The organism is Kribbella sp. NPDC049174, assembly GCF_043197365.1.
Taxonomy (GTDB): Bacteria; Actinomycetota; Actinomycetes; order Propionibacteriales; family Kribbellaceae; genus Kribbella.
Genome location: NZ_JBICSZ010000001.1, coordinates 1,455,984 through 1,480,932, shown reverse-complemented (window position 1 = coordinate 1,480,932; position 24,949 = coordinate 1,455,984). Strand labels below are relative to the sequence as shown.

Here is a 24,949-nt window from a genome sequence, read left to right as displayed (position 1 = left end):
TCTCCCCCACTCCCGACCGACGCCGATCGCGACCAGGGCAGGGAGATGCAGCGTCGTGGCGCGAACCAGGCGGCTCAGACGACCAGGTCGGCGAAGACCACGACGTTGGCCTCGTACTTGTCTGATCTGTCGTCCAGCCCGCCACAGGTGATCAGACGCAACCCGGGATGGTCGAGATCGCCGTACACCGCGGCGCTCGGAAAGGTGGACTTGGGATATTGCCTGACCCGGATCACCCGGAAGACGGCGGCCGATCGGTCCTGCCGGGTCACCATGATCGTGTCCCCCGGCTTCAGCCACGCCAGCCGGGCGAAGACGCCCGCCCGTCCGGACCAGCGGACGTGGCCGGCGATGACCGCCGGACCCTTCTCGCCCGGGGTGGGACCGCCGGTGAACCAGCCGGCCGGGAAGCCGTTCGGGGGCACTTGCAGAGTGCCGTTGCGTTTGAGACCGAGGCGCATCAGGCCTGAGTCCACCCCGATCGCCGGGATCGTGACCCGGATCGGGGTCGACTTCCGCATCGGCGCCGACGGCCTGCGTCCCTTGCCAGGGGGTGGCGAGCGGGACGGTTCGGCGGACGGCTCAGCGCGGAGTGTGGGGCTGGACGTGCGCGGCCGACTCTTGGGTGCTGTGAGCGGTCTGGGCGTGATCACGGTGGTGGTTGGCGCAGCGGTTCCGCTCGGTACGGCGTCAGCCGAGATGGGGCCGGGCTGAGTCGGCCCCGTGCCTGACTCAGTGGTACACCCGGTCACGGCCAACGCTGTCGCGATGAGCAGAACCGCTGCGCCGGTCTTCACGGTGCGCCGGCTCCAATCCAGCCGAACCACGAGACGGTCGGCGCCTCGATCAGGCACATCGACTCACCTGAAGCGTCCCCGGTATCCACGGGACCTTCCGGGGTGTCAGTGACCTGCGGAGGCGCAGGCGTCGTCGGCCGCACCGTCGGCGGTGTCGTCGGCGCTGTGGTCGGCGGCGTGGTCGGCGGCGTGGTCGGCGGCGTGGTCGGCGGCGTGGTCGGCGGCGTGGTCGGCGGTGTCGTCGGCGGCGTGGTCGGCGGCGTGGTCGGCGGTGTCGTCGGCGGCGTGGTCGGCGGTGTCGTCGGCGGCGTGGTCGGCGGCGTGGTCGGCGGGGTCGTCGGAGTGCAGGAGGGCTTGGTGAGGGTGTTGGTGTCGAGCGTCACGGACCCGTTGCGGGCCAGCATCCGGCCGACGGCGGTAGCGCCCGTGTCCATGGTGATGGAGGTCAACGCCAGGATGGTCCCGCGGAACTGGGTCGCCGTACCGATCGTCGCCGAGCTGCCCACCTGCCAGAACACGTTGCACGCCTGGGCCCCGTTGGTCAGCACCACGCTGCTGCTGGTCGCCGTGGTGAGCGAGGAGCCCACCTGGAACACGAAGACGGCCCCCGCGTCGCCCTCGGCATCCAGGGTCAGAGCTCCGGTCAACCCCATCGACGAGGCCGAGTTGTAGACCCCTTGGGTCAGCGTCTTGCCGCCCAGATCGTCGGTGATCGGCGACGGCGGCGACTCCCCCGCGGCGACGTTGTAGGCGGTGACCAGATCGTCCTTCGCCCCTTGGGTCACGCTGTCGCCGGCGTGGTTGGTTCCGGTGATCGTCATCGTTCCGGTGCCGCTGATCGCCGGATTCGGAAAACTGCCGATGTCGCCGGTCAGCACGGTGGGCCCGGTGTTGGTGATTCCCGCACCGGCCAGGACCACGAAGCTTTCGGCAGTGCCCAACGGCACCGGCACGGCCGCCGCCGAGGCACTTCCCCCGGTCGACACCAGGCCGGCCGACGAGACAGCGAACGCGGCCGCCACCGCCAGAGCGGTCCAACGTATTCGCACGGCGACCGCTACCGGCCTGGACGGCTTCATGAGTGATTCATCTTCATCCCTGGATCGAGCCGCCTGATCCAAGGATCACCACGACTGGCTGCGCTGTTCGCGCTTTCGCACAGGAGGCTCCGCGGTGACACGTACGACGGACCCGTCAGCAGGGCTCGACAAGGGCCCGGCAAGGATTGACGTCAGCAGATCATCATCGGCAGAGGACGGGTCTGGGCCTACTACCGGCAGACAACGTGTTTCGCACCCCGTTCAATCGACGGCGACTCGAGACCCCGCCGATCACATTTCGTAACTGATCCTGACGCTAAGTTAGGTATCACCGTCTGTCAATGGCCAGATAGGTGCAGTAATCAACAATCCAAACCGGTTGCCGCGGTCAACTACCTGAGAGCGGACTAAGGTGGGCCAATGGACCACGACACCGCGCAGGACTGGCTCGACCGGTACGTCGAGGCGTGGATGTCCTACGATCCGGGCGACATTTCAAGCTTGTTCAGCGAGAACGTCGCCTACCGCTACCACCCCTATGACGAGCCGATCGTCGGCCGGGACGCCGTCGTCGCATCCTGGCTGGGAGAGAGCGGTTCAGCCGACGCCTCCACCCGCGACGCACCCGGCACCTACGACGCCGATTACTCTCCGGTCGCGGTCGACGCCGACACCGTGGTGGCCGCTGGAACATCCCGCTATCGCGATGCGCCTGACGGGCCTATCGTCCGCACGTTCAACAACTGCTTCATCATCCGCTTCGACAGCGAAGGACGCTGTCGCGAGTTCACCGAGTACTACGTCCGCCGCCCATAGACCGCACGCGCATCGAGCGCTCGGCAGGCCGAGGTGCGCCACCAGCGGCGCGATGCCAGTGCGGCCAGCCCGGCGCCAGCGGTGTTGAGCAGTACGTCGTCCACAGAGGACACCCGGTCCAGGCGCAGGACGTACTGCGCGACCTCGACCAGCACCGAGCAGCCCGCCGCGAACGCGAGGATCCGCGGTAGCGAAGCCAGCGCTGCAAACCGCATGGGGGCGAAAAACCCCAGCGCTGCGAACACCAGCAGGTTGCCGACGATCTGGCCCGTCGACATCGTCAGCAGATCCCGCAGCGGTACCAGGTTCACCCGACCAGGGACGGCGCCGGCCCGGCTGCCCGGCAACATGGTCATCCATACCCACGGCACCGTCCCGTAGATGATGCCGACCTCGGCAAGCGAAGTACGCCACGCCCACGCCGCCGTGGTTCCGGTGAGACGCCGTCGGCGAGCCAAAACCCACACCGCCAGCGCGGCCAACGGCAGTACGACCACCGTCATGAGGGCCACGCCGGTGAACGTACCGACCCAGCCGTGCCACCCGCTGATGATGCTGGTCACTGCTGCGTCCTTGGATCGTGCGTAGGGTCGGCGTACCTGGGCGGGCAACCATGGTCGACGGCTCCTGGGCGCCTTTCGAAATGCCAGGGTTCGTTGCGGTAGATCTGGCACAGTCCGTACTCTCCGCCGTGCCTTGACAGCCACGCCACGGCGTCGGAGTGCCCAATGTCAATTGCGTGCCCCGACACGTGAGGAGACAGGTCAGGGGTAGCTACCCATCGGGCGGCTTCCTTTTCTGAGCCGTATTTCGAGACCTCCTCACGGAGCAGTTGTGCCTGGTACTCCGGGGAGCGCCAGCCACTGCTGACGAAAAGCTCGACCCCGTCATCTGCGGCGTCCGTTGCGGCGCGCCGCAGGGCACCGAGCAGCTCGGGGTCGAGGTTGGCCACAGCGGGAATTTCGCTGTCGAAGACCGTTACGCCGTCAGGGACGACGCCATGTACCTCGCCAAGGGCACCGTGGCGATTGTCGCTGGGCGATGCGACTGGGGAGGGTGCCAGCAATTGGTGAATCACCACGCCGATAAGCACCGCGGTGGCGACCACAAGGGCAGCCCGAATGGGCAATCTGGTACGGCGGCCGCATTCACGCCGGCCGTCACCTCTGTCGTCGTACTCTGCTGTCTGTGCCTGTTCGCTGGCGGACATGGCTCCAGTCAAGGCAGCACGGTGTTGCCGGCACGTATCTGGTTCTCGATATGCCGACGATATGCGCCGCCTCGTAGCATCGACGGTGTGCGTGTGTTGATCGTCGAGGACGAACCCGAGATGGCAGACGCCATCCGCGATGGCCTGCGCCTGGAAGCGATCGCGGCCGATATCGCCGGTGACGGCGACACCGCTCTGGAGTTGCTGAGCATCAACGCCTACGACATCGCCGTACTCGACCGCGATGTCCCCGGCCCGTCCGGTGACGAGATCGCCAAACACATCGTTGCCTCCGGCAGCGGTATGCCGATCCTGATGCTCACCGCCGCAGACCGCCTCGACGACAAGGCCTCCGGGTTCGAGCTCGGCGCCGACGACTACCTCACGAAGCCGTTCGTACTCCGAGAACTCGTGCTCAGACTCAGAGCACTCGACCGCAGACGCGCCCACAACAGACCACCCGTGCGAGAGATCGCCGGCCTGCGGCTGGATCCGTTCCGCCGCGAGGTCTATCGCGACGACCGTTACGTCGCGCTCACCCGGAAACAGTTCGCCGTACTCGAGGTCCTCGTCGCTGCCGAAGGCGGTCTCGTCAGCGCCGAAGAACTCCTGGAACGGGCCTGGGACGAGAACGCCGACCCGTTCACCAACGCCGTACGCATCACCGTCTCGGCGCTGCGCAAACGCCTCGGAGAACCGGAGATCATCGCCACCGTGGCCGGCGTCGGCTACCGCATCGACACAGCACCCGGCGCCGGACGTGCGGGAGGGGACCATGGATAGAGCCCCTGGTTTGAGCGTTCGCCTCAAACTCACCCTCAGCTACGCCGGCTTCCTCACGGTCGCCGGTGCCCTGCTGCTTGCCGCCGTGTGGCTGTTCCTCCTGCGTTACGTCCCCGAGCGTGCGCTCCTCGTCCCCAGTGGCACCCCCACTCACTACGACGTCTTTCCCGTCCGGTCCAACCTCCTGCGCGTTTTCGCTCCGAGGGCAGCCACAGTGTTCGCATTGCTGCTGGTGTTCGGCCTCGTGGGAGGGTGGATCCTGGCCGGCCGAATGCTCGCCCCGCTGACGCGCATCACGGACGCCGCCCGCCTGGCCTCGACCGGATCGCTCTCCCACCGGATCCGGCTACCGGGCCGTGCGGATGAGTTCCGCGAACTGGCCGACGTCTTCGACGGCATGCTCGCCCGGCTCGAAGCACACGTCACCGAACAGCGCAGATTCGCAGCCAACGCCTCTCACGAACTACGCACTCCGCTGGCGATCACGCAGACCCTGCTCGACGTTGCCCGCAACGATCTGAACCGTGACACGGGCGACCTCGTCGACCGCCTCCACGCCGTCAACACCCGAGCGATCGACCTCACCGAAGCGTTGCTCCTGCTCAGCCGCGCCGACCAACGGTCCTTCACCCGTGACCACGTCGACCTGTCCCTCATCGCGGAAGAGGCCACGGAAACGCTTCTCCCCTACGCAGAAGAGCGCGGCCTAACCATCGAGACCTCCGGCGACCTCTCCCCCACCATCGGCTCACACACGCTCCTGCTGCAACTGACCACGAACCTCGTACACAACGCGATCGTCCACAATCTGCCGGACCAGGGCACCGTGTGGGTCACAACCAGCGTTAGCCCCGGGACCGTGGTGCTCACCGTCGAGAACACCGGCGAGAAACTCCCCCTTCAGTTCGTTTCCACACTTGTCGAGCCGTTTCGGCGTGGCGCCGAACGCCTACGCACCGACCACGCAGGTGTCGGCCTCGGCCTGGCAATCGTCAGAAGCATCACCCAAGCACACGACGGAACCCTCACCCTCACCCCCCGCCCCACCGGCGGCCTCCACGTCACAGTCCAACTACCCGCCGCACCCCTACCCACCGCCAGATAACGAGGACGCCGTTCTCGAACGTCGCGCCGCCTGCGACCAGCCCGGCTGAGGGTCGGTCCTGCTAACGTGGCCGCCGTGTCGAATGACCGGCCCGACCTGCGGGCATCACACGAGGATCGCGACCGCGTCGTGGAAACGCTGCGGGTCGCCGGCGGTGACGGCAGACTCAGTGCCGAGGAACTCGACCTCCGGCTGGAGAGCGCGCTGTCGGCCCGGACACTCGGCGAGTTGGCCGAGCTCACCGCCGACCTGCCGATCGCGCCCGCAGCCAAAAGCAAAGACGTACTTGTGGTCGAGCAACACGGCGGCAAGTACGTACGGGAGGGGCGCTGGTCGGTGCCTGCGCGCATCGAGCTTCGCACGCAACTGTGCCGAGTCACCTTCGACTTCACCCACGCACTGATCACCTCCGACGTGCTGCGCATCGACGTGGACATGGTGCACGGCAAGCTGTTCTTCGTCGGCTCGCCGGACATCGTGATCGACACCGACGGACTCACCCTGACCTACTCCAAGTTCAAGCTCCGCCCCAAGAACTCCGCCGCCGATCCCCGTCTCCGCATCGAGCTCGCCGGAAAACTCCTGCACGCGAAGGTCATCGAGCGCCGGCGGTGACGATCGTCGTACCTGAACTCGAGTCAGTGAGGATAGAGCCATGTTCACCCTGGAGCAGGTCGACGAGATCCATGACCGCCTCGGCAGTGCGTCCACGCTGGCGGCGTACCTCGAGGCTCTTCGCGGGATCGGGGTCACGACGAGCGATTCGTACCTGACCGACGGGCACACGACCTACTACGGCGACGACGGGCACCAGCTCTCGACTGCCGCCGCGCACGAAGTGTTCCCGATCGCCGCGACCAGCGACACGACGGCCCTGACCGAGGCCCTGAGACTTCACGAGGAGCAGGTGACCTCGTACGTCGAGATGTCCCGGGCACTCGCCGCAGCGGGAGTCGAGAAGTGGACCTTCGACACCCACGCGCTGACGATCACCTACTACGACCGCGCCGGTACGGCGCTGTTGTCGGAGCAAATCAGCTGAGCCGTACCGGAACGCCGGCCACCTGGTTCGCGCCGGCGACAGCCACGCAGCTGTCCAGAGCAGGCCATTGCTTAAGACAACTATTCGGCCTTGTCCGGCCTCACTCAGGCCTTCGTCTTGCGCGCCCTCGGCTTGCGAGGGGCGGGACGCGAGCCGTTGCCCTCGGTCTCGAGCTCGGCCGCGAACGGAATGAACGGCATGGTCAGCGGCAGGGCCGCCAGCCGCATCAGGAGCAGGACGTTGTCGTCACCAGCGGTCTTGTTGAGACGAAGGCGGCCGCAGTTGGTGCACCGGTGGATGAGGACCCAACGGCCCTCGCCGCGGACCGTGACCGCGATCGGTTCCATGCCGCCGACGCAGTCGGCCTTGCGGTCACCCGGGACGTTGCGGTCGAGATGGCGCGACCACAGACAGCTCGGGCAATGATTGCGATGGGTGGTTCCGGGGGCGTCGAGAGAAACTTCTACGCCGCAGTGCTCACAGCTGAACGAACGTGCGAATGCCAAACCGAAGAACCTTTCAGAGCAAAGCTACGGGCCAGGACAGACATCGCTTCCCTCCTTCCGGTCCGCGCCGGCTCGTCCGGCGCACCGCCCACCAGCAGACCAGCACGCCTCCGACGGTGTCAATCGATTAAGGCATCTGCCGTAGCGCACCCAGGCCGGCACCTGTCTGCTCAACGGTTGACCTAGGCAAGCAAATGCCCGAAGAGCCGGGTGGCCAGAGCCTCTGCCTCGGGTTGGCTGATGATCTGTCCCGGTACGCGGCTGTGCTCAGCGACCCATGCCTCGGCGGACGAGCGGTCGGCGAGGAAGTTGAGGTAGTCGCAGCAACAGTCTGCCGACGGTCCCCCACCGACGTCAGCACCATGAACACCACCGCCTCGACGGGCTCGCCGCATCACAGCTGCCCGGACCGCCGTCGTGGAGGTGAAACAACTCCTCCAGCTCGTCGAGGGTGAACCCGAGTTCCTGCGCACGCCTCACGAACCGCAACAGCTCCACGGCCGCTACCGGATATTCGCGATAGCCCCCCGGCGTCCGCGGCGGCTCATCGAGCAGCCGCGCATTCCCGGCGACCTGTCCAGGGGCCGTCGCGACGATGTCCGTCACCAGTACGACGCACTCACTCGCGGACCCGAAACACGGCCCTCCCCCGTCGGCGGCCGCAGGCGCCACCTCGAGACGCAGACGCAGACGCAGGCTAGGCCCCGCCCGGGCCGAACAGTTCGGCCATCCGGCGCATCATCTCCTCCGGCGTCACGTCCTCGATATGCGACGCGACGGTCCACCGGTGTCCGAACGGGTCCACGATGTGGCCGTCCCGGTCGCCGTAGAACTGGTCCTCGGCCGGCCGTCGCAGCGTCGCGCCAAGCTCCACCGCGCGCGCGATGACCGCGTCCACGTCCCCCACATAGATGAACAGCGAGGCCGGAGAACCCGGCAACCCGCCGGCCGGCGGTCCGTTGGTCCCCCGCCGGGGATCCTCGTCCTCGACGATCACGACCGAGTCGCCGATCTGGATCTCGGCGTGGGCGATCGTCCCGCCCGGAGCGGGAAAGCGCATCCGCTCGGTCGCGCCGAACACCGCACCGTAGAACTCCAGCGCCTTCACCGCACCCGCCACGGTGAGGCAGGGCGTCACCCGGCGATACGAATCAGGGATCGGATTGGGCTTGGCTGCCGTTGTCATATCGTCCTTCCTCCGTCGGTGTTCCTGCTGTACTGCGGGCGGCTCCGGACGCCGCCCCCTACCAGTAAGACGATCGGCAGAAGCGCGCATGCGACAACCCCTCGGCTTTACAACCCGGCGACACCCCACGTGGCTGCTGGAGGGGCCGCCGAAAGGATGGGTCAGGTACGGCAGCGCTGCCTCCACAACGCCCGGATCCACCGGAGTGGTCGCGGTGGATCAGCTCGGCAACGAGCGCCGGCTTGGTCATCGGGAACTCCTGGGATGGGTCTCGTACATCCGCACGGCCACGATCAGGCCGGATACCGCGGTGAGCGCCGCGACGGTCCACACGGCGGCGGTGATGCCCCACAGGTCGGCGACAAGGCCGGCCAGGAGCGCCCCGACGGCGAACCCGCCGTCGCGCCAGAGCCGGTAGACGCCGACGGAGCGGGCACGCCAGGAGGGGTGAGCGACGTCGCCGATCACCGCGAGCAGGGTCGGGTACACCATCGCGGTGCCGAGCCCGAGCACTGTCACAGCGACGCCCAACGCCGTGAAGCTGGTGCCGATGGCAACCAGTGCCAGTGCCACGGCTTGCACCAGCATCCCGGTCGCGATCAGCCACTTGCGTCCGAGCCGGTCGGACAGGGATCCGGTCGCGAGCTGAGCGAAGCCCCAGACCGCCGGGTAGAGCGCGCCAAGGAGCCCGATCCTGGCGACGCTCAAGCCGTGGCTGGTGAACAGGATCGGGAACAGACCCCAGGCCAGACCGTCGTTGAGATTGTTGACCAGACCGGCCTGCGACGCCGACGAGAGCGCGGGTTCTCGGAAACTGGTCGAGACGAAGACCTGCCCGGTGGTCAGTCCGCTGTCCGGGGTCCCGGCCTCGTGACGGGCGTGACCGCGCGTTTCCTTGACCGCGAAAACGGACAAGCCGAGTCCCAGTGCGGCATACGCGGCGCCGAGCAGGAACGGTGCCGGGCGCAGCCCATGGGCGGCGGCGAGGTAGCCGGTGGCCATCGCGGTCCCGGCAACCGCCACGTATCCGGCGGCCTCGTTCAGACCCATTGCGAGTCCCCGGCGGGCCGGGCCGACGAGATCGATCTTCATGATGACCGTGGTCGACCAGGTCAGTCCCTGGTTGACGCCCAGCAGGACGTTGGCCGCGATCACCCAGCCCCAGCTCGGAGCCCAGATCAACAGCAGCGGAACCGGCAGCCCGATCAGCCAGCCGGCCACCAGTACTGGTTTGCGGCCGAAGCGGTCCGACCAGGTCCCGGCGAAGAAGTTCGTCGCGGCTTTGACCGCACCGAAGGCGAGGATGAAGGTGAGCGCGCTGGTGTAGGCGTCCAGGTGGAAGGCCTGCTCAGCCAACAGCGGCAGCACGATGCGTTCCTGGCCGAGCATGCCGCCGACCAGGGCGTTCACCGCGACCAGCAGCAGGAACTGGGCGAGGTTGGCCCGCAGTCCAAGCTGCGGCGTCCGCACGGCGGTCGTCATGCCAGGGGTTTGCCGGTCGTGTCGGCCCAGTCCCGCGGGCCGCCGATCAGAACACCGGCTGGGGTGTGGCCGGCGGCTTCGAGAATGCTGGCGGCGGTCATGGCGCGCTCGCCATGACCGCACATCACCACCACCGGTCCAGTGATCTCACCGGCCCGCGCGGGGAGGTCGCCAAGCTCGATGTGGGCGGCGCCAGGGATGTGACCGGCGTGGAATTCGCTGTCTTGGCGCACGTCGAGCGTCACGGCGTCAGCGAGCCGGTCGGGTGTGAGCAGTGGCGTCGCGGTGGTCGGCCTGTCCCAGCTCACCAAGCCGCCGGCCAACTCACCAACGGGCAGGCCGAACCCGATTTTCAGCGCCTGCCACACCAGGTCGGTCAGATCCTGATCTGCGTTGCGGACCACGACGTACGGCGTTGCCGGGTCGATCAGCCACCCCAGCCAGGACGCGAACCGCGCTCGCAGCGGAATCGACACCGCGCCGGGGACGTGACCGGCACCGAAGTCCTCGACCGGCCTCACATCGACCAGCACGGCACCGTCAGCCAGCAGCGCCGCGACTCGCCCCGCACCCAGGGCGGGCACCAGCGGATCTCCCTCGACGGTCCGGCCACGCCGGTTCACCTCAGCCAGGCGAAGGAAGTACGGCGGGAAACTGCCCAGGCCGGCCAGCAGTCGCTCGACGAACTCGTCCTCGTCCGGTGCGGCAAGCAGCGGGTTGGTCTCCTTCTCCCGCCCGATCGTCGAAACCCGCTCGCCGTCGATCGGCGCGGAGCAGAACGACCCGGCGCCATGGGTCGGCCAGACCGGCGTCTCGTCCGGCAGTTCGGCAAGCCGCCGCAGCGACCGGTACTGCGCCCTCGTCAGGTCCTCGGTCTGATCCGGACCGACCAGGTCCGTGCGAGCAGCGCCGCCGACGATCAGCGACCCGCCGGTGAACACCCCCACCAGCGATGCGCCATCGAACAACTGGAACGCCAAGTGCTCGCCCGTGTGGCCCGGTGTTGGGAGTGCGCGCAGCGTCAACCCGCCGAGATCGACCTCGTCGCCATCGTCCAGGCCTGTGTAGGCGAACTCACGCCCACCGGCCGCCGATGCCAGCAGTTGCGCACCGTCGACGGCGGCCAACTGCACGGCACCGGACACGAAATCGGCGTGCAGGTGGGTGTCCGCGGCAAACGCCACCGTCAACCCGCGCTGACGCGCCGCACCCCGCAGGGCTCGCTGGTCCAGCGACGCATCCACCGCGAGCGCCCGGCCGTCGCCCAGATCGACCAGGTACGACGAGTTGCCCAGTCCCTCGTCCACCACGGGAATGATCATCTTGCCTGCCTCGGCGGCCACTCTTACACTATTCCATGAATCTTTGGAGGAATGTCAATGGGTGACCCGGTCCGCAAGGGTGAGCTGTTCGAGGGGTTCGCGACGGTCGGTAAGGCACTGGGCAGCGCCAAGCGCCTCGAACTGCTGGATCTGCTGGCTCAAGCGGAACGGTCGGTCGAGGTGCTGGCCGGCCGGGCCGGGCTCGGCCTCACCACGGCGTCGAATCATCTGCAGATCCTTCGGCAGGCCGGGTTGGTCTCGACCCGGAAAGAAGGCACGAAGGTCTTCTACCGGCTCGCCGGAGCCGATGTGGCCGCGCTCTGGTCGCAGCTGCGAGGAGTGGCCTCGTCCCACCTCGCCGAGGTTGACCGGGCCCGGGACGCCTACCTGGGCGACGACGGCATCGCTGAACTGACCCGCGACGAGTTGCTGCTCCGACTGGACGCCGGCGATGTCACCCTGATCGACGTACGCCCTGCGGAGGAGTTCGCCGCCGGCCACATCCCCGGAGCCCTGTCCATTCCGATCGAGGAACTCCCGGAGAGGATCGGGGCCCTACCCGGCGATGCCACGATCGTGGCGTACTGCCGCGGCGCCTACTGCGTGATGGCACACGAAGCGGTCCGGGCACTCACAGCCGAAGGGCGGCAGGCAGTCCGGCTCACCGACGGAATGCTCGAATGGCGATTGGCGAACCTGCCTGTCGCGGTGTGATCCCCCACTCCAGCGCTGTCTGCAGCAGGTCAGCGCCACCGCGGTCAGTCCTTGCGGCAACCGTCGGCACAGTGGCCGTCGTTGCAGCCGCAGCTTGCACCGCCACCGGTGGCGGTGCCGGCGATGGGTGAGCAGCAGCCTTCACCGCGCCACGCCTCGAGGCCTTCACGGACGGCGACGGCGGCGATGACGAGGCCCGCGATCGGATCTGCCCAGCCCCACCCGAGGGTCGCGTTCAGCAGCAGGCCGACCAGCAGGACCGCGGACAGGTAGGTGCAGAGCAACGTCTGGGTGCTATCGGCAACGACCGCGTTGGAGCCGAGGGCCTTGCCGGTACGACGCTGCGCCCAGGACAGGAACGGCATCACGATCAGCGAGGCGATCGCCAGGCCGATCCCGACCGGGGACGCATCGGGATCGCTGCCACCGATCAGGGCGCGCAGGGACTCGAAGGTCACATAGCCGGCGAGCGCGAAGAACGACACCGCCAGCATCCGCAGCGCCAGGTGCTCCCGGCTTTCCGGGAGCCGGTGGCGGAACTGCCACAAGATGATCAACCCGCTCGACACCTCGACCATGGAGTCGAGCCCGAACCCGACCAGGGCGACCGATCCGGCGATCACGCCGGCCGTGATGGCGATGATCGCCTCGACGACGTTGTAGGTGACCGAGGCGCCGGCGAGCAACTGGGCCCGACGGCTCAGTCTGCGGCGCAGTTCGGGATCGGTGGTCCAGGTGCTCGGCGGCGTCGACGAGATCTGCAACGGCTGGATCCGCAACGGCTGCCGCTCACTCATGCCTGCGCCTCCACGCCATAGACCGGGCACAGGGCGACAGCGTCACCGGTCAGGCCGAGCAACTGCTCGGCAGCCGACAGCAACCGCAGAGTCGCCTCGGGGTGAGTCAGGCTGAACAGCGACGCCCGGCCCTGCGGCCGCGAGTCCACGAGCCCGCAGTCGCGCAAGCAGGCGAGGTGCTTCGAGACCGTCGACTGGGCCAGCCCGAGGTGCTCGGTCAGGTCCACCACTCGATGCTCACCAAGCGCGAGATGCCGCACGATCGCCAGCCGGGAAGCGTCACTGAACCCGTGGAAGAGACAAGCTGCCGCGGACAGGGCCGCGGCCTCGTCGACCTGCCCGATTGCGGTATCGACCGAACGTACTTTCATCGCCATGTGGCGATGTTAGCGTCACCGGTGCTGTTTGTGAACCGAAATCGCCGCGGCCGGCCTGGGGTTGCCGCTCCCGTCGGCTGCCACTGGTGTTCGGCGCCGGCCTGCGCCTGATGGAGGCCTGACGGAACGGAGCTCGTGACTCAGCGGGCGAAGACGCGTGGGAGGTTGCGGGTCGAGACAGCGATGCGGACAAGGCTCGCTGGGACTGCGAACGCGAAGGCTGTGGTGAGTGCGGGCCCGACGGTCAGGACCGTGGCGAGCATGCTCAGGTCCAGGACGATGAGTACGGCGCTGGCCGGGCCCGCGAGCCGGGTCCTCGCCGGGTTCTTGCTCGTGGCAACGATCAGGAGCGTCCCGGCGACGGCGACGAGCGCGACTCCGAACAGGACGACCAGACCGAGCGGGAGCGACCATCTCCACGCCTCTGCACCGATCAGCGTGATTCCCCACACGATCGCGAAGATCGGGGCTGTCGCGAGCATCGCCACCGCGGTACGACGCCCCGCGGACTGACGAGCGAACGCTGCTGAGACCTGCGCGGGCCGGCCGAAGTCGTCGATCGCCGCGGCGATCGCGGCCGGCGGGGCGAGGCCACGCGCAAGGTGATGGCGAACAGTCTCCTCGAGGCCGTCCGCGAGTTCTTCGACGACCTCCGGTGGAAGTCGTCGCGCGAGGTCGGCGAGGTAGCCGTCGATCAGGTCGTGGTCTGCCATCTGCCGGGCTCCAGCAAGGTGGTGACAGTCGAGGCGAACTCGCGCCAGTTGGCACGTTCGCCGGTGAGCTTGCGTTGCCCGTCGGCCGTGAGTTGGTAGCTGCGGCGTCGACGGCCGTCGACGACCGACCATGATCCAGCGATCAGTCCCGCACGCTCGAGTCGGTGCAACGCGGGATAGACGGTTCCGGTGGGCAGGTCGAATCGACCCTCGCTGCCGTCGCGCAGTGCTTCCTTGATCGCGTAGCCGTGCAGCGGCCCGACGGCCAGGGTGGCCAGCAGGAGTACGTCGAGGTGCCCTTTCAGCACTTGCGCATCCACCCTCATAAGTAGCTATGCTACACCAAGAGCATAGGTAGCAATGCTAGCCATGGGCGGTGGCATCATGAACGAGCCCGCAATCGAGATCGAAGGACTCACCAAGCAGTTCGGCGCGGCCACGGCACTGGACAGTGTCGAGCTGCAGGTACCGGCCGGCACGGTCTTCGGGCTCCTCGGGCCGAACGGAGCAGGCAAAACCACCCTGGTTCGCATCCTGGCGACGCTCCTGCGGCCGGACGCGGGAACGGCTCGGCTCGCCGGCTTCGACGTGGTCAGGCAGTCCAACGCCGTACGGCGAGCCATCGGCCTGTCAGGCCAGTTCGCCGCAGTCGACCCCTACCTCACCGGCCGCGAGAACCTGCGAATGATCGGCCGGCTGTCCGGGCTGAACCGCAGCCGTACCAAGCAGAGAACCGACGAACTGCTGGCGACGGTCGGACTGTCCGACGCCGCGGGCCGCTTGGTCCGCGGCTACTCGGGTGGCATGCGACGGCGACTCGATCTCGCGGCGAGCTTGATGCGGTGGCCGGACGTACTGTTCCTCGACGAGCCGACCACCGGTCTCGATCCCCGGGGACGGATCAGCCTCTGGTCGACAATCTCCACCCTGGCTTCGCAAGGAACGACTGTCCTACTCACCACGCAGTACCTCGAGGAAGCCGATCGGCTCGCCGACACGATCGCGGTCATCGACAACGGCCGGCTGATCGCGACGGGTACGGCCGACGACCTCAAGGCGCGCGTTGGCGGCGACCGGGTGGAAGTGCGAATCCCACCACACGCCGATCCGGAAACACTGGCCGCCGACCTCGCGGACCTCGGCTCTGCCGTAGCGGTGGTCGACACGGTCGAAGGCACGATGGTGCTGCCGATCTCGGACGGATTGGCTGCGCTTGAGAGGGTGGTGACCCGGCTCAGAGCCTCCGGCGTACCGGTGACCGACGTCGCCTTACGCCGTCCGTCCCTCGACGACGTGTTCCTTGCTCTGACCGGGCAGCCCACGACGGCCGAGGATAGCGTCACGATCCGGAGCTCTCGATGACCGCGACCTCGATGCGATCGGCCGACGACCACGTGCCCCACGGGCTGTCCCAACTGCTGGGCGACGTTGCCGTGATCACCGGGAGGAACCTCCGCAGGCTCGTCCGGGTGCCGACGCTGATCGCGTTCGCCACCGCACAGCCGGTCCTGTTCGTGCTCCTGTTCACCTCTGCCTTCGGCGGCGCGATCCAGCCGCCGGGCGTCACCAGGTACGTCGACTTCCTCCTGCCCGGCCTGTTCGTGCTGGCGATCGCCTTCGGCGCATCCCAGACCGGCGTGGCCATCGCCGACGACCTCACGACCGGCATGATGGACAGATTCCGCGCGCTTCCGATGACCCGTTCCGCTGTCCTGGCGGGGCGAACCCTGGCTGACGCGGTGCGGAACCTGTTCGTCGTACTGCTGATGATCGGTGTGGCATCGACCATCGGATTCCGCTTCCACGCCGGCGCAGCAGCCGCGATCGCGACGGTCGGTCTCACCGTGCTGGTTGGCGTCGCCTTCTCATGGATCAACGCGTTGATCGGTCTCCTGGTCCACGACGCCGAATCCGCCGGCCTCGCCGGCCTGATGCCGGTCATCGTCCTGGTCTTCACCAGCTCGACCTTCGTCCCCGTCGCAACGATGCCGGACTGGCTCCGGGCCTTCGCGGAGATCAACCCCGTCACGGTCATCGTCGACGCCCTCCGGGCACTCGTCCTCGGCGGCCCCACCGCCGAAGCCGTCGTGCATGCCGTTGCCTGGATCGTCGTCCTCCTGGCCGTCACCATCCCTGCGGCAGTCCTCCGATACCGCCGCGCCAGATGAACAGCTCACGCGCCACCAGACCGCCGGTGGTGTCCTGGCTACCTCGAGAATCTCCCACAGGACGGATCGTTCGCGCCCAGGTGATCAGCCGCTCGCTGACCCTGACCATGCCTGTCAGCCTGACGACCCCCTGTCATTGCCCTGACGAACGGCGAACCCTCGCTTGATGACTTGCAAAGTTCTTCAATTCACTACATGCTAATCCCGTCGGATGGCCGACGATGGAGGTGCGGTGAATACCAGCGAGTTCGCGGGCGATCTGCGCCGCAGGGTGCGTGAGGCGAAGCAGGCGTTGACCGAGGCGAGGAGCGAGGGGGATCTCTACGCGGTGGATGTCCGCATCGGCGAACTCGACAGCTTGCTGCGGCTGGCGATGGAGAACGGCGTCGATGTCGGCGAGGAGATCACCGATCGGGCGGGCGACCGGTGACCGCGCCGGTTCCGCTCTACCAGGCGAAGGCGGAGTTCTTCCGAATGCTGGGGCATCCGGTCCGGATCAGGGTGCTGGAGCTGCTGCAGGATGGGCCGAGGCCGGTGCGTGAACTGCTGGCCGACATCGGGATCGAGGCGTCCAGTCTGTCCCAGCAGCTGGCGGTGCTGCGCCGCTACGGCATCGTGGTGTCGCACCGGGAGGCGTCGAGCGTGGTCTACGAGCTCGCCGGCGGCGACATCGCGGAACTGCTTCGGACCGCGCGCCGGATCCTGACCGAGTTGCTCGTCGGCCAGAGCGAGTTGCTTGCGGAGCTGCGTGAGGCCGAGGCCGTTAGCCGATGAGCGCGGCATCTGGCGTCCGGGACCGGGCGCGAGCGTTGCTTCCTGCCCGCGACGACCTCGCTGCGATGCTCCATCAGCCACGGCGCGACCTGCTCGCGGGTCTCACGGTGGCGATCGTCGCCCTACCTCTCGCGCTGGGTTTCGGTATCTCGTCCGGGCTCGGTGCCGCGGCGGGGCTCACGACCGCGGTCGTGGCCGGTGCGTTGGCCGCTGTGTTCGGTGGATCCGGGCTGCAGGTGTCGGGGCCGACCGGGGCGATGACTGTCGTGTTGGTGCCGATCATGCATGCGCACGGCGCGGGTGGCGTGCTGACGGTCGGGCTGTTGGCCGGGCTGATCCTGATCGGTCTGGCGATCGCCAGGGCCGGTCGGTACATGGCGTTCGTTCCCGCGTCGGTGGTCGAAGGGTTCACCCTGGGCATCGCCGCTGTCATTGGACTGCAGCAGCTCCCTGCGGCGCTCGGCGTCGATACGCCGGACGGCGACCAGGTCGCCGTGGTCGCTGCCCGCGCCGTCGCGTCGTTCGCCGAGCAGCCCCGCTGGGTCGCGGTCGCAGTCGCGGCCGGTGTCGCGGTACTGATCCTGGTCGGGGCGAGGGTCCGGCCGGCGGTGCCGTTCTCGATCCTCGCGGTTGTTGCCGCAACCGTCATCGTCGAGGTCGCCGGACTCGACGTGGCACGCATCGGTGAGCTGCCCTCCGGCATCGCGGCCCCATCGATGTCGTTCCTTGACCTGTCAGCGCTCTGGTCGCTGGCCGGGCCGGCCCTGGCCGTCGCAGCGCTGGCCGCGCTGGAGTCCCTGCTGTCGGCAGCCGTCGCCGACGGCATGGGCGTCAGCCACAAACACGACCCGGACCGCGAACTGTTCGGTCAAGGCCTGGCCAACCTGGTCACGCCACTGTTCGGTGGCGTCCCTGCCACGGGCGCGATCGCCCGGACCGCCGTCAACGTCCGGTCCGGAGCAGGATCGCGTCTTGCCGCGCTCGTCCACGCCGCACTGCTCGCCGCGATCATCTACACCGCCGCACCCCTGGTCGGGCGGATCCCGCTGGCCGCGCTGGCCGGTGTCCTCATCGCAACGTCAGTGCGGATGGTCGAGGTCGGCTCGGTCCGCGCCATGGCCCGCGCCACCCGATCAGACGCAACCGTGCTCGCCCTCACCGCGATCGCGACCCTGGCCCTCGATCTGGTCAAAGCCGTCATCCTCGGACTCGTGGTCGCCGGCGCCCTCGCGCTCCGCGCGGTCGCCCGCAGCGCACAGATACGCCAGATGCCCCTGCACCCGGACCTGCCTGGCGACCACACCGCCGAAGAGAGAGCACTCCTCGACGAGCACATCGTCGCCTACCGCATCGACGGGCCGCTCTTGTTCGCCGCGCACCGGTTCCTGCTGGAACTGTCCGAGGTCGCACACGTCTCGGTGGTGATCCTGCGCATGTCGGCAGTCAGCGCGATCGACGCCAGCGGAGCCCTCGTCCTCAAAGATGCCATCGAGAAGCTCCAGCACCGCGGCATGACCGTCCTGATCTCCGGCATCCGCCCTGGTCACCACCGGCCCCTCGACGCCCTCGACGTCATCAACACCCTCCGCACCGAAGGCCGTGTCTTCCCCACCACCCCCGAGGCAATCCACGCCGCACGAACCCACCTACACCACAACGGCATCCTGCAAACCACCACCGACTGAGGCGGAACGAATCCCACGCCGGATGAACCATCACTCGAGGGTGATGCCGAGCACCTGGTAGCCAAGTAGTGCCATGGCTAGGAATACGAGGCTGGTGAAGATGAGGTCTTCGAACCAGTCGATGATGCCGGGCTTGCGGGCCGGCATGATTTTCGGGTTGTAGTACAGGATCGACACCGCGGTCACGCTCGCCGAGAAGATCAGGCCGGCCCAAGGCGCCCAGGGGAAGTCAGCGAACAGCGATCCGATCACCACGGCGGCTACGACGTACAGCGCGAGGTCGGTCTTCACGAAGGCCGCGACGGAGTCGTGAGGCGACGTACCGGCCTTGACCGTGGCGCGGTAGAGCTCATAAGTCAGAGAGAGCACGAAGGCCACGACGAGGACCCACGCCGCCTGGTCGACCAGATCTGTCATGCCGGCTCCAGGTCGAAGAAGTCGGCCACTGTCCTTCGGCCACGACGGCAAGGCGTCATCAAGGTGCCATCAGCAACGGACATCGCAGGGTTGCACACGCACTCCTTTATAGGTTGTCTGTCTACTTATCGTCAACTACCCTCGATCACGTGACGACTCAAGAACCAACTGAACCGGACCAGTCCTCGAACGCGGACGTTCACCACCTGGTGGGCATCGGCTTGCCGGGCTACGTCGTGCGAAGCGTCGTACGCCTCGGCGCGGGACTGGACAACGTCGCGTACGAGGTGAACGGCGAACTCGTCGTCCGGATCGCTCGCGAGCCCGGTTCGGTACGACGGGAGGCCGCCCTGCTGACCCGGCTCGGTCAGGTGAGTCCGCTGCCGGTACCCGAGCCGGTCTTCGCGCTGGCCGAGCACAACTGCATCGCGTACCCGAAGCTCGCAGGAACTCCGATCATCGACATCCCGGTTGCCGACCACGCGTGGTACGCCGTTCCCGTCGGCGCTGAGCTCGGCGCATTCCTCGCCGTACTGCACACGTCGGACCCCGACCAGTGGACCGACCTGGTCGACGTCGACGACGAGCCGTTGGCCGGCTGGCGCGAGGAAGCAGCTGAGTACTACGCGGACGTGGCCGCGGCGTTGGCACCGGGCCACCACCGCAGGATCGAGACATTCCTGCGCAGCCCACTTCCGGAACCGGCGCGGAAGCTCGTCTTCTCGCACAACGACCTCGGCACCGAGCACGTTCTCGTTGCTCCAAACACCGAGAAGGTCACCGGCATCATCGACTGGTCCGACGCTGCCGTCTGTGACCCGGCTCGGGACTTCGGTCTCGTCCTTCGCGACCTGGGTCCCGCAGCCTTGGACGCGGCGCTCGGTCAGTACCCCGGTGGTGACGATCTTCGTGACCGCGCAGGGTTCTACGCATGCTGCTCGTTGCTGGAGGACCTGCGCTTCGGCCTCGAAACCGGTCGAGCTCCGTACGTCGACAAGTCGCTGGCCGGCCTGGAGTGGGTGTTCTCACGGACGTAAGCGTGCGCAAACCGCGGAGAAAATGTCGCTTTCCAGCGACCAGGATGTCGCTTCTGGCGGGATGTCTGCCGGCCGCGCCGCTTCTACGGTCGACGTCATGGTGAACGTTGCATCCAATCCGAAGACCACGCTGGGGCGCCCGTTGTGGCAGCTCGCCGCACTGTCGCTCCTCGCCGCGCCCCGTGTCGCGCTGCACGACCTCAGCCTGATCCCGAACTCCGCGGTCGCCGCCGCGCTGGTGTTCGCGCCGGCGGCCATCTGGATCGCGGCGACGTTGCGGTCGCCCGCCCGATCGCCCCTGCTGACACTGCTGGTCATCGGCATCTTCTACGGCGTCATCCTGGCGCTCGGGCACAACCTGTTCTGGGACGAGGTCTTCACGACGGTGACGCCCGGTCTCGGTGGCAATCTCGAAGGCACGTTGTCTCCAGGCACCGAGGAAGTCGTACTGCGCGGTGCAATGAGCGTCAGCAGTCTCTTCACCGGCGCAGGTACCGGGCTGGTGTGCGGCCTGGTCGCCGTACTCATCCAGTTCCTGCGCGGACGCGCCGCCCGTCGATGAGCCCGGCGCTCCGCTCGGCCCAAGCCTTGTCGGTCAACGACCGACAAGGCCCCAGCGGTGCGCCAGGACGATCAACTGGGCGCGGTCGCGCGCTTGCAGTTTGCTCAACAGCCGGCCGACATAGGTCCGGGCGGTCTGAGGGCTGATGAAGAGTGCGCGGCCGATCTCGTCGTTCGACGAACCGGTGCCGATTTCGGTGAGGACCTCGAGTTCCCGCACGGTCAACGCGTCGATCCTCGGGTCGCGTTCGTGCGGTCCGGCCGACTGTGCCACTTGCTCCATCAGGAGCCGGGCAACAGCAGGCGCCAAGACCGCGTCGCCCCGTGCAGCAGCGTGGATCGCGCGCCGCAGCTCGCCTGGTTCGATGTCCTTGAGCAGGTAACCGGTCGCACCGGCCCGAACCACCTCGAGGATCTCGTCCTCGTCGTCGAAGGTCGTCAGCACCAGAACCGGAACGTTCTTGAGCACGGGGTCCGCGCGGATGGCGAGCGTGGCCTCGACTCCTGACATCACTGGCATCTTCAGGTCCATGAGGTACACGTCGGGCCGCAGTTCACGACCCACGCTGAGTGCCTGCCGGCCGTTGCCTGCCTCGCCGACCACTTGAAGCGTGGCGCACGCGTCGATGAGGGCTCGGAGACCGGCTCTCACCAGCGCCTGGTCGTCGACGAGAAGTACGCGGATCATCTCGAACCTCCAACCGGGATGCTGGCGCTGACCCGCCAACCGTCGCCTGCGTGGACTTCCAGGACTCCCGCCAGCGCGCGGATTCGTTCCTGCATTCCCGTCAGCCCGTTGCCGAACTGTGGTACCGCTGTCGATTGATGCGACGCGCTGCCGTTGTCGGTGACGGAGACCTTGATGTTCCCGTCGCCGTCGGAGCCGATGTCCACTCGGATGTGAGAGGCATCCGAGTGCTTCAACGAGTTCGTCACCGCCTCCTGGACGAGGCGGAACACCGTTTGCTGGATCTCCGGGCCGGCCCCGAGATCGGTGTCCATGCGCAGATCGATCGCCACGCCGGCAAGCGCGGGATCGTGAAGCATGGAAGGGATGTCGTCGAGGGTGAGATCCGCCCGCCTCTCGGTGTTCGACGACCTGAGCAGCGTCACAGTGGACCGCAGATCGGTCAGCGCGTCGATCAGGGCGGCTCGCACCCGGTCGAGTGGGTCATCCCTGCCGTCACCGCCAGCAGCGTCGGCTTCACCGGCGCCAAGCGCGTCGCCGTACCTCTCCTTGGCGACTCCAGTGAACAGTACGGCGACCGACAGCGCATGGCCGAGGGAGTCGTGCAGGTCGCGAGCGAGTTTCAACCGTTCTTCGCGGCCTCGCGCCTCGGTCTCGAGCTCGCGCTCGCGCGCTGTCAGGTGCGCCAGCAGGCGGCCGCGCTCGGCGACCTCGCGGCGGGTCCGGACGCTGTACCCGAGAGCGATCACGGCTGCGATCAACGTCGCGTGCGACACCAGTTCGTAGCCGAGCACGAAGGCCACCGGCTGCCCGGCCGCGAGTCGGTAGCCGGTCGAGGCAAGCAGAGCGACGGCTCCGGTCACGACGGCGGCTCCGGCGTGCCGCGCTTCGGCGGCGGAGTACAGGGCGGCGGCGATCGGCACGGCGACCCCGATCGCTGGAAAGCCCGCTGCGTAGTACGTGAAGAACCCGACCGCGGTCATGGCCAGCACGAGGGTGGGCGCCTGCCGGCGCAGCATCATCAATGCGCCCAGGCCAAGAGCCCACACATAGGGCATCGGGTCGACCGGCCGGGAACTGGCTTGGGTTGCGACGACGAGCGAGACCGTTCCGGTCACGGTTAGGCACAGCGCCGCGTCGATTGCGCGTGGGCCCGCTCCGCCTCTCCGCCGGCGGCCATTGTCCGCATCCGACAGAGCCGCTGCGTCGACTGTCGACATGTCAGGCGGGCGTTCCGAGCGCGAGCGCGAACCTGAGGATGCGATCCCGCGCTCGTGTGTATCGGCGTACTTGGCTCAACTTGCCGGCCCACAAGGCCATCCGGGCGATGCGTTGCGTCGCCCGGCGTCGCCGACGGTCGTACTCGGCCAGTCCCTCGGCGACCGTCGCCGCCGCGCCGAGGCACTCGGCCAAGGTCATGCCATCGATCAGAGCCTGGCAGGCCCCCTGCCCGAGATCGGGAGTCATGGCGTGGGCGGCATCTCCCAGCAGTGCGACTGTACCGCGCACGTACCTGCGCAGCGGCGGGTCCAAGTAATGCAGGTCGTGGCGCAACACCTCCGAGGCGTCGTACTGGCCAAGGATCGACGGGATGGGGTCATGCCAGTCGCCGAAGAGCCTGCGGAGTTCGGTGATGTCGTCACCCGGTGGTCGATAGCCCTCGGGCGCGGTCAGAACGGCGTACCAGTTGGTCCTGCCCGGCTCCTGTGGTGTCAGTCCGAACTTGACCCCTGCTCCCCACGTCTCGCCGCCCTCGGGGCAGTCGACATCGGCCACACCGCGCCACACCGTTGCACCCGCGAACCGCAGTCGGGAGACGTCGCCGAACACCTTTGTCCGGACCAGGCTGCGAATACCGTCCGCGCCGAGCAGGACGTCGTACTGACTACGCAGTTCCTCAACATCTTTGACAGGCGAGTCGAATCGAACGACACCGTCCGGTAGGGCGTCGGCGAGCAGGCCGAGCAGCGCGGGACGTGACAACAGGTAGACGGGTTCTCCATGGCGTTGCTGTATCCGGGCGACGTCGAGCGTGGCGAACGCCGTACCGTCAGGACGTCTGAAGACGCCGTTGCCTTGCAGTCTGCCCACGTCCCGCGCTCGAGCTCCGACGCTCAGCGCGTCGAGGGCCCGCAGCGCACTCGGCCACATCCCAAGTCCGGTGCCTGTACGAGGCAGTCCGCTGGACCGTTCGAAGACCACTACGTCCCAGCCGGCCTGACGCAGTCCGATGGCGGCGGCCAAGCCACCGACCCCGCCCCCAACGACGGCGGCAGCACGTTTCGCCCTCAGCACGAAATCTCCTTCCGGGCACTAGCAGAACGGACAGGGACCACTCTAGATCAGCTACATGTAGTCAGGCAACTTATGCCTTGAAGTCGTGAGCCGGTCTCCCCTGCCGCAGATCAGACCAGCCCGTGCGCCAATGACCGACCGGCGCGCACTCCCGCAGGGATCGCGAAAATTCCGCTCCCCGTGGACTGCAGGAAGCGGTTCAGATCGTCCACGGTGGCCAGAGCGTGCTGCGCCTGGACGAACTGCCGGGCCGGATCCTGGTTGAAGGTCAGGAACAAGAGACCGGCGTCGTAGCCATCGTGCCCGGCGTGATCGTGCCCGTGCCCGTGTCCGTGACCGGCGGACGCTTGCCCCTCCGTCCCGTGACCTGCCGCCGTATGGGGATCAAAGCCTCGGTCGTAGTTGTACGAGCGTCGGTACATCTCGAAACGATGCATCTGTCGCACGTGGGCCCGCGCCGGAATCGCCGGGCCGCCTGCAGCATCCGTCGCGTCGAGGTCGAGCGGCGTGGACGGGTCCGCCCCGGGCGCCGCCGAGAGAGGCGATCCGTCAGCGCGGCGTCCGACCGCCTGGTCCTGCTTGGCGACCGGGGTCAACGACCACTCCGGCAGCCGCAACCGGATGCGCCGGAACACCAGGTAGGTGCCCCCGTGCATCCAGGCGGGTTCCGCTGTGTCGTCGACCCAGACCAAGCGATCCCGGCCAGGACCAGGCGCCGGGTTCGCCGTACCGTCATGCAGTCCCAGCAGATTGCGAGGATCTCGCCCGCCGGCGGGCCCGCTGACGAAACCCGTATCCGACCAGCGAAGCTTCGCCAGTCCCACGGTGGTCGCCCGCAATTGCAGAAAGGCATGACTCAGCACCTGGGGGTCGTCCGCACAGAGTTGCACGATCAGATCGCCACCACTGCGCAACGGATCGAGCGCGTCGCCCGGAAACGAAGGCACCGGGTCGAGCTTCGCCGGTCGATGCGCGGTCAGGCCGAAACGGCGATCGAAGAGGCCCGGACCGAAGCCGACGGTCATCGTGAACCGCGCCGGAGCAAGCCCGGCGGCGATCCCCGAGTCAGCCGCCAGATCGGTCGGCCGTTGCTCGCGTGCGGGGGCCGGCCTGCCCTGACTCAGCGCGACGCCGAGTGCTGTCCAGTCGTCGAGGAGCCGGCGCAAACCGGATCGGTCGGCGGTGACGTCGAAGGCCGCCAGTACGACGTTCGACTGCTGCTCGGTGACGATGCCTGCCTGATGGTCGCCGTGGAACGGCACCACCGGGCTCGGCGCCGCGGCGGCGTCGGTGGAACGGAGTTGTGTGCCCACGCTTGCGCCGACGGCGGCCGCGGTGGCCGCCGCAGCGCCGTGCGTGAGAACAGCACGCCGCGTCGGCTGGAAGCGTTTCGCAGGAGGTCTCGAGTCGGAGAGCATGGAAGCCAACCTACAG

The 24,949-nt window shown here is 67.8% G+C and carries 32 protein-coding genes; 13 read left to right on the top strand and 19 right to left on the bottom strand.

All coding sequences use genetic code 11. From position 1 onward, the window contains the following. Window positions 1–74: 74 nt before the first annotated feature. Together ACGFIF_RS06915 and ACGFIF_RS06910 are read right to left on the bottom strand one after the other, a co-directional pair. Window positions 75–521 carry a class F sortase gene (locus tag ACGFIF_RS06915; protein ID WP_393152256.1) on the bottom strand — a complete coding sequence of 149 codons (447 nt, stop codon included), beginning with the start codon at window positions 519–521 and terminating at the stop codon, window positions 75–77. A 272-nt stretch (window positions 522–793) separates the two neighbouring features. Next, a complete protein-coding gene (locus ACGFIF_RS06910; RefSeq protein WP_393152254.1) occupies window positions 794–1,876 on the bottom strand; it encodes an ice-binding family protein in 1,083 nt (360 codons plus the stop codon). Between the two features lie 381 nt (window positions 1,877–2,257). On the opposite strand from ACGFIF_RS06910, the gene ACGFIF_RS06905 reads away from it, so the two are divergent. After that, window positions 2,258–2,653 carry a nuclear transport factor 2 family protein gene (locus ACGFIF_RS06905; RefSeq protein ID WP_393152252.1) on the top strand — a complete coding sequence of 132 codons (396 nt, stop codon included), beginning with the start codon at window positions 2,258–2,260 and terminating at the stop codon, window positions 2,651–2,653. On the opposite strand, the gene ACGFIF_RS06900 is transcribed toward ACGFIF_RS06905, so the two are convergent. Both ACGFIF_RS06900 and ACGFIF_RS06895 read right to left on the bottom strand, forming a co-directional pair. Beyond that, complete coding sequence (locus ACGFIF_RS06900; RefSeq protein ID WP_393152250.1) at window positions 2,635–3,216, bottom strand: VanZ family protein; 582 nt, start codon at window positions 3,214–3,216, stop codon at window positions 2,635–2,637. The genes ACGFIF_RS06905 and ACGFIF_RS06900 overlap by 19 nt on opposite strands. Further along, entirely contained in the window at window positions 3,213–3,863 is a 651-nt protein-coding gene (locus ACGFIF_RS06895; protein ID WP_393152248.1) for a M15 family metallopeptidase, read from the bottom strand. Before ACGFIF_RS06895 ends, ACGFIF_RS06900 begins: the two co-directional genes overlap by 4 nt. 87 nt (window positions 3,864–3,950) lie before the next feature. Here ACGFIF_RS06895 and ACGFIF_RS06890 point away from each other — a divergent pair, with 87 nt between their 5' ends. The 4 genes from ACGFIF_RS06890 (at window position 3,951) to ACGFIF_RS06875 (ending at window position 6,793) form a co-directional block, all read left to right on the top strand. Further along, entirely contained in the window at window positions 3,951–4,646 is a 696-nt protein-coding gene (locus ACGFIF_RS06890) for a response regulator transcription factor (RefSeq protein ID WP_393152246.1), read from the top strand. Beyond that, window positions 4,639–5,751 (top strand): sensor histidine kinase, encoded by a 1,113-nt coding sequence (locus tag ACGFIF_RS06885; RefSeq protein WP_393152244.1) that lies wholly within the window; start codon window positions 4,639–4,641, stop codon window positions 5,749–5,751. The genes ACGFIF_RS06890 and ACGFIF_RS06885 overlap by 8 nt, the downstream gene beginning before the upstream one ends. A gap of 75 nt (window positions 5,752–5,826) precedes the next feature. Then, window positions 5,827–6,366 (top strand): DUF1707 domain-containing protein, encoded by a 540-nt coding sequence (locus ACGFIF_RS06880; RefSeq protein ID WP_393152242.1) that lies wholly within the window; start codon window positions 5,827–5,829, stop codon window positions 6,364–6,366. A gap of 40 nt (window positions 6,367–6,406) precedes the next feature. Then, window positions 6,407–6,793: a DUF1398 domain-containing protein gene (locus ACGFIF_RS06875; RefSeq protein ID WP_393152240.1), complete on the top strand. Its 387-nt coding sequence runs from the start codon at window positions 6,407–6,409 to the stop codon at window positions 6,791–6,793. 104 nt (window positions 6,794–6,897) lie between these two features. Here the strand turns inward: ACGFIF_RS06875 and ACGFIF_RS06870 are convergent, their stop codons facing one another. The 6 genes from ACGFIF_RS06870 to ACGFIF_RS06845 form a co-directional block, all read right to left on the bottom strand. Further along, window positions 6,898–7,299: an RNHCP domain-containing protein gene (locus ACGFIF_RS06870; RefSeq protein WP_393152238.1), complete on the bottom strand. Its 402-nt coding sequence runs from the start codon at window positions 7,297–7,299 to the stop codon at window positions 6,898–6,900. Window positions 7,300–7,481: 182 nt separating this feature from the next. Continuing rightward, the gene (gene merB, locus ACGFIF_RS06865; RefSeq protein WP_393152236.1) at window positions 7,482–7,694 is read right to left on the bottom strand and encodes an organomercurial lyase; all 213 of its coding nucleotides are present in this window, start codon (window positions 7,692–7,694) and stop codon (window positions 7,482–7,484) included. After that, window positions 7,654–7,905: a MerR family DNA-binding protein gene (locus ACGFIF_RS06860; protein ID WP_393152234.1), complete on the bottom strand. Its 252-nt coding sequence runs from the start codon at window positions 7,903–7,905 to the stop codon at window positions 7,654–7,656. The genes merB and ACGFIF_RS06860 overlap by 41 nt, the downstream gene beginning before the upstream one ends. Window positions 7,906–7,996: 91 nt before the next feature. Further along, a complete protein-coding gene (locus ACGFIF_RS06855) occupies window positions 7,997–8,485 on the bottom strand; it encodes a VOC family protein (protein ID WP_393152232.1) in 489 nt (162 codons plus the stop codon). Between the two features lie 246 nt (window positions 8,486–8,731). Then, window positions 8,732–9,967: an MFS transporter gene (locus tag ACGFIF_RS06850; protein ID WP_393152230.1), complete on the bottom strand. Its 1,236-nt coding sequence runs from the start codon at window positions 9,965–9,967 to the stop codon at window positions 8,732–8,734. Next, a complete protein-coding gene (locus tag ACGFIF_RS06845) occupies window positions 9,964–11,289 on the bottom strand; it encodes a rhodanese-like domain-containing protein (RefSeq protein WP_393152228.1) in 1,326 nt (441 codons plus the stop codon). The genes ACGFIF_RS06850 and ACGFIF_RS06845 overlap by 4 nt, the downstream gene beginning before the upstream one ends. 57 nt (window positions 11,290–11,346) lie before the next feature. Between ACGFIF_RS06845 and ACGFIF_RS06840 the strand changes: the two genes are divergently transcribed. After that, window positions 11,347–12,003, top strand: coding sequence for an ArsR/SmtB family transcription factor (locus tag ACGFIF_RS06840; RefSeq protein WP_393152226.1), 657 nt, complete (start codon window positions 11,347–11,349; stop codon window positions 12,001–12,003). A 44-nt stretch (window positions 12,004–12,047) separates the two neighbouring features. Here the strand turns inward: ACGFIF_RS06840 and ACGFIF_RS06835 are convergent, their stop codons facing one another. From ACGFIF_RS06835 to ACGFIF_RS06820, 4 genes are all read right to left on the bottom strand, one after another. Then, window positions 12,048–12,800, bottom strand: coding sequence for a cation diffusion facilitator family transporter (locus ACGFIF_RS06835; protein WP_393152224.1), 753 nt, complete (start codon window positions 12,798–12,800; stop codon window positions 12,048–12,050). Next, window positions 12,797–13,171: an ArsR/SmtB family transcription factor gene (locus ACGFIF_RS06830; RefSeq protein ID WP_393153663.1), complete on the bottom strand. Its 375-nt coding sequence runs from the start codon at window positions 13,169–13,171 to the stop codon at window positions 12,797–12,799. The genes ACGFIF_RS06835 and ACGFIF_RS06830 overlap by 4 nt, the downstream gene beginning before the upstream one ends. A gap of 146 nt (window positions 13,172–13,317) precedes the next feature. After that, entirely contained in the window at window positions 13,318–13,890 is a 573-nt protein-coding gene (locus ACGFIF_RS06825; RefSeq protein WP_393152222.1) for a permease prefix domain 1-containing protein, read from the bottom strand. Next, complete coding sequence (locus ACGFIF_RS06820) at window positions 13,872–14,216, bottom strand: PadR family transcriptional regulator (protein ID WP_393152220.1); 345 nt, start codon at window positions 14,214–14,216, stop codon at window positions 13,872–13,874. Before ACGFIF_RS06820 ends, ACGFIF_RS06825 begins: the two co-directional genes overlap by 19 nt. A 58-nt stretch (window positions 14,217–14,274) precedes the next feature. On the opposite strand from ACGFIF_RS06820, the gene ACGFIF_RS06815 reads away from it, so the two are divergent. From ACGFIF_RS06815 to ACGFIF_RS06795, 5 genes are all read left to right on the top strand, one after another. Then, on the top strand, window positions 14,275–15,252 hold the full coding sequence (locus ACGFIF_RS06815) for an ATP-binding cassette domain-containing protein (protein ID WP_393152218.1): 978 nt from the start codon (window positions 14,275–14,277) through the stop codon (window positions 15,250–15,252). After that, window positions 15,249–16,058 carry an ABC transporter permease gene (locus ACGFIF_RS06810; RefSeq protein WP_393152216.1) on the top strand — a complete coding sequence of 270 codons (810 nt, stop codon included), beginning with the start codon at window positions 15,249–15,251 and terminating at the stop codon, window positions 16,056–16,058. The genes ACGFIF_RS06815 and ACGFIF_RS06810 overlap by 4 nt, the downstream gene beginning before the upstream one ends. Window positions 16,059–16,290: 232 nt before the next feature. Continuing rightward, window positions 16,291–16,488 carry a hypothetical protein gene (locus ACGFIF_RS06805; RefSeq protein WP_393152214.1) on the top strand — a complete coding sequence of 66 codons (198 nt, stop codon included), beginning with the start codon at window positions 16,291–16,293 and terminating at the stop codon, window positions 16,486–16,488. Beyond that, window positions 16,485–16,832, top strand: a complete 348-nt coding sequence (locus tag ACGFIF_RS06800; protein ID WP_393152212.1) for an ArsR/SmtB family transcription factor — start codon at window positions 16,485–16,487, stop codon at window positions 16,830–16,832. Before ACGFIF_RS06805 ends, ACGFIF_RS06800 begins: the two co-directional genes overlap by 4 nt. Then, entirely contained in the window at window positions 16,829–18,517 is a 1,689-nt protein-coding gene (locus tag ACGFIF_RS06795) for a SulP family inorganic anion transporter (RefSeq protein ID WP_393152210.1), read from the top strand. The genes ACGFIF_RS06800 and ACGFIF_RS06795 overlap by 4 nt, the downstream gene beginning before the upstream one ends. 30 nt (window positions 18,518–18,547) lie before the next feature. Here the strand turns inward: ACGFIF_RS06795 and ACGFIF_RS06790 are convergent, their stop codons facing one another. Beyond that, window positions 18,548–18,934 carry a hypothetical protein gene (locus ACGFIF_RS06790; protein WP_393152208.1) on the bottom strand — a complete coding sequence of 129 codons (387 nt, stop codon included), beginning with the start codon at window positions 18,932–18,934 and terminating at the stop codon, window positions 18,548–18,550. 149 nt (window positions 18,935–19,083) lie between these two features. On the opposite strand from ACGFIF_RS06790, the gene ACGFIF_RS06785 reads away from it, so the two are divergent. Together ACGFIF_RS06785 and ACGFIF_RS06780 are read left to right on the top strand one after the other, a co-directional pair. Beyond that, window positions 19,084–19,971, top strand: coding sequence for a phosphotransferase family protein (locus ACGFIF_RS06785; protein ID WP_393152206.1), 888 nt, complete (start codon window positions 19,084–19,086; stop codon window positions 19,969–19,971). A 97-nt stretch (window positions 19,972–20,068) separates the two neighbouring features. Beyond that, window positions 20,069–20,533 carry a hypothetical protein gene (locus tag ACGFIF_RS06780; RefSeq protein WP_393152204.1) on the top strand — a complete coding sequence of 155 codons (465 nt, stop codon included), beginning with the start codon at window positions 20,069–20,071 and terminating at the stop codon, window positions 20,531–20,533. Between the two features lie 33 nt (window positions 20,534–20,566). Here the strand turns inward: ACGFIF_RS06780 and ACGFIF_RS06775 are convergent, their stop codons facing one another. The 4 genes from ACGFIF_RS06775 to ACGFIF_RS06760 form a co-directional block, all read right to left on the bottom strand. Then, the gene (locus tag ACGFIF_RS06775) at window positions 20,567–21,220 is read right to left on the bottom strand and encodes a response regulator (protein WP_393152202.1); all 654 of its coding nucleotides are present in this window, start codon (window positions 21,218–21,220) and stop codon (window positions 20,567–20,569) included. Then, on the bottom strand, window positions 21,217–22,338 hold the full coding sequence (locus tag ACGFIF_RS06770) for a sensor histidine kinase (protein ID WP_393152200.1): 1,122 nt from the start codon (window positions 22,336–22,338) through the stop codon (window positions 21,217–21,219). Before ACGFIF_RS06770 ends, ACGFIF_RS06775 begins: the two co-directional genes overlap by 4 nt. Window positions 22,339–22,441: 103 nt before the next feature. Then, a complete protein-coding gene (locus ACGFIF_RS06765; RefSeq protein WP_393152198.1) occupies window positions 22,442–23,515 on the bottom strand; it encodes an FAD-dependent oxidoreductase in 1,074 nt (357 codons plus the stop codon). 110 nt (window positions 23,516–23,625) lie between these two features. Continuing rightward, window positions 23,626–24,933 carry a Dyp-type peroxidase gene (locus ACGFIF_RS06760; protein WP_393152196.1) on the bottom strand — a complete coding sequence of 436 codons (1,308 nt, stop codon included), beginning with the start codon at window positions 24,931–24,933 and terminating at the stop codon, window positions 23,626–23,628. Window positions 24,934–24,949: the final 16 nt, after the last annotated feature.

What these genes read in the sequence shown, in the direction of transcription:
- ACGFIF_RS06915 (WP_393152256.1), bottom strand. Translation starts at nt 521, where the DNA reads ATGCGGAAGTCGACCCCGATCCGGGTCACGATCCCGGCGATCGGGGTG.
- ACGFIF_RS06910 (WP_393152254.1), bottom strand. Translation starts at nt 1,876, where the DNA reads ATGAAGCCGTCCAGGCCGGTAGCGGTCGCCGTGCGAATACGTTGGACC.
- ACGFIF_RS06905 (WP_393152252.1), top strand. Translation starts at nt 2,258, where the DNA reads ATGGACCACGACACCGCGCAGGACTGGCTCGACCGGTACGTCGAGGCG.
- ACGFIF_RS06895 (WP_393152248.1), bottom strand. Translation starts at nt 3,863, where the DNA reads ATGTCCGCCAGCGAACAGGCACAGACAGCAGAGTACGACGACAGAGGT.
- ACGFIF_RS06885 (WP_393152244.1), top strand. Translation starts at nt 4,639, where the DNA reads ATGGATAGAGCCCCTGGTTTGAGCGTTCGCCTCAAACTCACCCTCAGC.
- ACGFIF_RS06875 (WP_393152240.1), top strand. Translation starts at nt 6,407, where the DNA reads ATGTTCACCCTGGAGCAGGTCGACGAGATCCATGACCGCCTCGGCAGT.
- merB (WP_393152236.1), bottom strand. Translation starts at nt 7,694, where the DNA reads ATGCGGCGAGCCCGTCGAGGCGGTGGTGTTCATGGTGCTGACGTCGGT.
- ACGFIF_RS06855 (WP_393152232.1), bottom strand. Translation starts at nt 8,485, where the DNA reads ATGACAACGGCAGCCAAGCCCAATCCGATCCCTGATTCGTATCGCCGG.
- ACGFIF_RS06850 (WP_393152230.1), bottom strand. Translation starts at nt 9,967, where the DNA reads ATGACGACCGCCGTGCGGACGCCGCAGCTTGGACTGCGGGCCAACCTC.
- ACGFIF_RS06845 (WP_393152228.1), bottom strand. Translation starts at nt 11,289, where the DNA reads ATGATCATTCCCGTGGTGGACGAGGGACTGGGCAACTCGTCGTACCTG.
- ACGFIF_RS06840 (WP_393152226.1), top strand. Translation starts at nt 11,347, where the DNA reads ATGGGTGACCCGGTCCGCAAGGGTGAGCTGTTCGAGGGGTTCGCGACG.
- ACGFIF_RS06835 (WP_393152224.1), bottom strand. Translation starts at nt 12,800, where the DNA reads ATGAGTGAGCGGCAGCCGTTGCGGATCCAGCCGTTGCAGATCTCGTCG.
- ACGFIF_RS06830 (WP_393153663.1), bottom strand. Translation starts at nt 13,171, where the DNA reads ATGAAAGTACGTTCGGTCGATACCGCAATCGGGCAGGTCGACGAGGCC.
- ACGFIF_RS06825 (WP_393152222.1), bottom strand. Translation starts at nt 13,890, where the DNA reads ATGGCAGACCACGACCTGATCGACGGCTACCTCGCCGACCTCGCGCGA.
- ACGFIF_RS06820 (WP_393152220.1), bottom strand. Translation starts at nt 14,216, where the DNA reads ATGAGGGTGGATGCGCAAGTGCTGAAAGGGCACCTCGACGTACTCCTG.
- ACGFIF_RS06815 (WP_393152218.1), top strand. Translation starts at nt 14,275, where the DNA reads ATGAACGAGCCCGCAATCGAGATCGAAGGACTCACCAAGCAGTTCGGC.
- ACGFIF_RS06810 (WP_393152216.1), top strand. Translation starts at nt 15,249, where the DNA reads ATGACCGCGACCTCGATGCGATCGGCCGACGACCACGTGCCCCACGGG.
- ACGFIF_RS06795 (WP_393152210.1), top strand. Translation starts at nt 16,829, where the DNA reads ATGAGCGCGGCATCTGGCGTCCGGGACCGGGCGCGAGCGTTGCTTCCT.
- ACGFIF_RS06790 (WP_393152208.1), bottom strand. Translation starts at nt 18,934, where the DNA reads ATGACAGATCTGGTCGACCAGGCGGCGTGGGTCCTCGTCGTGGCCTTC.
- ACGFIF_RS06780 (WP_393152204.1), top strand. Translation starts at nt 20,069, where the DNA reads ATGGTGAACGTTGCATCCAATCCGAAGACCACGCTGGGGCGCCCGTTG.
- ACGFIF_RS06775 (WP_393152202.1), bottom strand. Translation starts at nt 21,220, where the DNA reads ATGATCCGCGTACTTCTCGTCGACGACCAGGCGCTGGTGAGAGCCGGT.
- ACGFIF_RS06760 (WP_393152196.1), bottom strand. Translation starts at nt 24,933, where the DNA reads ATGCTCTCCGACTCGAGACCTCCTGCGAAACGCTTCCAGCCGACGCGG.